Annotated in this window: 4 protein-coding genes; 3 read left to right on the top strand and 1 reads right to left on the bottom strand. The window is 41.0% G+C overall.

The window, feature by feature from the left end:
- Window positions 1-387 precede the first annotated feature (387 nt).
- Window positions 388-810, bottom strand: coding sequence for a helix-turn-helix domain-containing protein (locus F6K57_RS38265; RefSeq protein WP_075900812.1), 423 nt, complete (start codon window positions 808-810; stop codon window positions 388-390).
- A gap of 592 nt (window positions 811-1,402) precedes the next feature.
- Between F6K57_RS38265 and F6K57_RS38260 the strand changes: the two genes are divergently transcribed.
- From F6K57_RS38260 to F6K57_RS38250, 3 genes are all read left to right on the top strand, one after another.
- Complete coding sequence (locus F6K57_RS38260; protein ID WP_158517197.1) at window positions 1,403-1,564, top strand: hypothetical protein; 162 nt, start codon at window positions 1,403-1,405, stop codon at window positions 1,562-1,564.
- A 645-nt stretch (window positions 1,565-2,209) separates the two neighbouring features.
- A complete protein-coding gene (locus F6K57_RS38255; protein WP_293055991.1) occupies window positions 2,210-3,142 on the top strand; it encodes a hypothetical protein in 933 nt (310 codons plus the stop codon).
- Window positions 3,143-3,416: 274 nt separating this feature from the next.
- Window positions 3,417-4,135 (top strand): CHAT domain-containing protein (locus F6K57_RS38250; RefSeq protein WP_293073714.1); only part of this gene is annotated, 719 nt, incomplete at its 3' end.

Below are 4,135 nucleotides of genomic sequence, written 5' to 3'. Positions count from 1 at the left end.
ATAAATGGACAACAGTTTAGTAATGTAATGACTAAGTTGTCCATACTTCTTGTGGAACCAAAAAAATACAATTGCTAAAAAACGCGATCGCTAAAATCTCGGTCATCTAAAAAACGCGATCGCTAAACTCTCGTTCGCGTAGCGTGACCTATGGTCAATCATCTAAAAAACGCGATCGCTAAAGTCTCGTTCGCGTAGCGTGACCTATGGTCAATCATCAAGGATAAGACAGCTTGTAGTTATTCGATTTTAATGGGATTGGTGGTAGGTCACCCTAGGCAAACGCAAATTTAGTAAGCTGGTGTGCATTTAAATTGGTTATTCCCTGTTCCCTGTTCCCTTTGAACAATTTAGGTATCCCAATCTAAATACTGAACAGCTTATCCATCAAGCCGATATTACTTCAAAATCAGAAATCGTCTCAATCCAGACCCGTGCTCCACACTTGAGGGGATCATCTGGACGATACATCACCCGACAAGGGCCATTGACCTCTACCGTATGACCGTAAACATTTTTAGAGCCTCGCTTCACCGTAATCACAGGATTACGCTCCCCGGTCTTGAGATTTTGGCGAATAACTTTCTGATTAACGTGGATCACAGCCTTAGTGTAATTTGTACGCTTTGACCAGTTCCGTTTTGGTCCGCGAGTGCCAGGAGTGACCACCGGCATACCATCAAACAACGGAATCACCCAAGTTCTACCCACCTTATAAGCCCCTTTAACTCTGCCCTTACCCAGAAGGTAACGAACGCGAGTGGCAGAAACACCTAGTAATTCAGCGGCTTGTGCAGTGGAAATCATCATGGGGAGTAAACCATTGCTTTTACGATATCCTTAATTTAACACACTTGTTCTGAAAAGGCAAGGGCATGGCAAAACTATTGCATTAGCGTAATTAAAAAGAAAAAATGGGAGTAGTGGGTGTAGTAAGTTAAAAATTATAAAAGGGTGCTATAAAAAAACTATTGCATTATCGCAATTTCTAATCCGATGGGATGTATGGAGTTTATAGGGTAAATAATATTAATACTATAAAAAGGTGGTAAAAACTATTGCATTGTCGCAATTTCTGATCTGGTGGGATGTATAGAGTTTATAGGTTTTGTGGGACTTTTAAGTTAAGAGGGTTATCACAAACTATTGCATTGTCGAAATACTAACTCTTGGCTGTTCCCTGTTGCCTTTCTTATGGAAAAGCGATTGACCGTAGGTCACGCGGGGCGCGATCGCATTCCTGAAACCCTTTGTTACTCGACCATAGGGAATGCGATCGCTTGTCTTATATCAAGTCAGGATAATTACCCTTAATAAAAATCTTCCCCATCTCCCCATCTCCCTATCTCCCCATCTCCCCACCCTCCCCACACTTCCCACACTCCCCACCCTCTCCTTAATTATGGGTATTCAACCAGACTTGATATTATTCTCCCTTACGGCGGTTTGCATAACTATCAGGTACACAGGATTGTTTTCCCTCTTGCCTCTTGCCTCTTGCCTCTTGCCTCTTGCCTCTTGCCCCTTCACTGCTCCCTACTCCCTCCTAGGACTTTGTACCTAACCGAATAGAAAACCGCTTTATGCACACTTTTGCTTTTTTGTCAATTCATAAGTCTTAAAATTGATCGATTGTTTCGGGGAAATTAGAGTTTTTAAATGAGATGTAAACAGAGGATGGCTCTAACCGGAAACAATAAACAGCTAAAAGAGAAGAGTAGGAAAGAGCTCCGATATTTTTTGATGTGATCAGAAATCAGCCTTAGTGTTCATGACCTATTTGGAAAAGGGTTATTTTCTCTGATGAAAGAATAAAAGATTAGACTAAAATTGTCTCTATTTTGTTCCTCTTGTTGAAGATTGTGATATACTACTATCAAACAAACTATACTCAAAGTAAATAATCAATCATAAAAATATAGCTAGTTGTTATGGCTTCGCTAGACAATTTTTTGTGACGCCAATTACAACTTTCATAGCTCATAAGACTAGATAATAAGATAATACTAATTTTTATAATTAATAAGTCTAGTAAAATTACGGATTTAATTGAAAAGGCGGGTTGTAAACTTCTCTAACTTCCCCCTTATCCATGGAAGCTGTAGATGCAGCTTGCCAGTAACTTAATCAATAATTATGTGATTGTGGCTTGTGCTATACCTCGCTGCCAAGTGTAGTAACTTTGTCAATCTAAATAGAGCTGAAGTCAATGACCGATGAAAACATTCCGCTACCCAATCCCCAAGAAGCTGAGACTTTCTTGGCTGACCTATTTGAGCAAGTAAAAAAATGGGAAAGTTGCCTGGATGAAAGTACAAAGCTTGGTGTAGGTGCAACCGCCGTTAAAAGCTTGCTGGAAAGTAAAGTTAGCTTTGGCAATCCCAGGGATAAGTTGATATTGCTTACCGAAGACCTATTTGAAGAAACTGAAGAGGGATTGAGCAACATTTATCGACAGCAAATGCGTGATGCATTTGATTTCTATTACATGACTGTGACTGTCGATTTACGTCCCAAACCAGGGGTTAGATTTTGGCGATTGTGCTGTGAGCTTGACTTCAGTCCCAAAGGAGAAAAAGAGCCCATCGTTCAGGCTATTTTCCCCAAAAGCCAATGGCGACCTGTGATGAACTTCGGGGTGGGCATGAATTTAGCTATCAATAGCAATCTTGATTGGAGTATCGGGATTGATAGCACTGAACTAGCCGAATTTACCACTATTCCTGCGGAGCTCAAAGCTAATGTAGGAAATAAGAACGAACTCAAAGCATTCATTGTCATTCCTGAGTATGCTTACGAAGCTGGTCACTTTGAAATAATTTCCCAAGGTGAAGGTAACTCGAAGTGTTACTGGCGCATTGAAGAGCCCGAAATCCAAAACATACCGACAGTCCAATTTGCTATTGTTTTTAAAGTGCCCAAGGAAATAAAGTCTATTAATTTGCGCGGTATCGCCTGGGGTGAGCCGGATATGAACTGGTTAACTGCTGATATCCGTGATGTTTTCAGTGATCTGGCAGATAGATTACAAACTTTAATACGAAATAAGAATAAGGCGGCGATTAAATTTAGTCGTAGTGATGTCAAGGAATGGATATTGAAGCTACCGAAAGCTAATCTTACACAGGATTTAGCGACTTAAATCGGGTGCATCTTTTTATTGTAAATCTATGGTAAGCATTCAGTTATCAGCGGTCAGTTATCAGCTATCAGTTATCAGCTATCAGCGGTTAGCTGATTTTAGTCAAAAGCTGAATGCTTATATTGGGCTTTTTCCCAGACTTCTAATTCTATAACATCTCTAACTATTAAATTATCCCAAATCAGGTTTATTTTAAGCTGACCACTGACCGCTGACCGCTGACCGCTGACCGCTGATTGCTTACCAATTATCAGCTTTATCTGATCAGACAGCTATGACTAGAGCCTACTACACCTATCGCATCTACCTGATAAATTATTATACCGTGGGGGTTGAAAAGAAAGAACCTGGAAAGCTCGATAATCGAATCTCTGGACCATTTCGGTATCAGGATAAGATCACCCCAGAAGTCAAGGAGTTGATCGAGGAGGTTCGTAAAAATGGACTCAAAGATGCTAACAAGTCGAGGTTACTCGGAGAAGCATTGTTTGATACCTTGTTTGATGATCGACTTTGCCATGATTTTATTGGATTTTATAACGAAGTTGTTCGCACTAAACAGCAACTGCTACGGGTAGAACTAGATATAGACGAGCAAAATATCCCTGAAGTGGCAGCGTTTCCGTGGGAATTTATGTGTTTGCCTCAGAGGACTAACTCAGGAACAATTTGGTTGGCTACTGCACCTGGCTTGGTCTTCTCGCGCCTGCCCTCACACCCGATTTCAGCACCACCGATTCAGTTAGGCGCAAATGAAAAAATGCGGATTGCCTTAGTTGTCTCTGCACCGACAGATTTAAATCCAGTTGCCTACGAGAAAGTGCAGGCGGCGATAGAGACACTAGCCCAGGAACAACCAGAGCAGGTGGAATTGTTACCAGTAGTGAATCCAGCTAGCCGCAGTGCTATTGATAAAGTTCTTAGGAAAAAGCCTCATATTTTCCATTTCATCGGTCATGGTCGTTTCGAGAATGAAAATGGTGAAATTGCCTT

Source organism: Moorena sp. SIO4A5 (genome assembly GCF_010672005.1).
GTDB lineage: Bacteria > Cyanobacteriota > Cyanobacteriia > Cyanobacteriales > Coleofasciculaceae > Moorena.
Note: the sequence above shows the minus strand (reverse complement) of the source record. Positions and strands in the feature narration are given on the sequence as shown.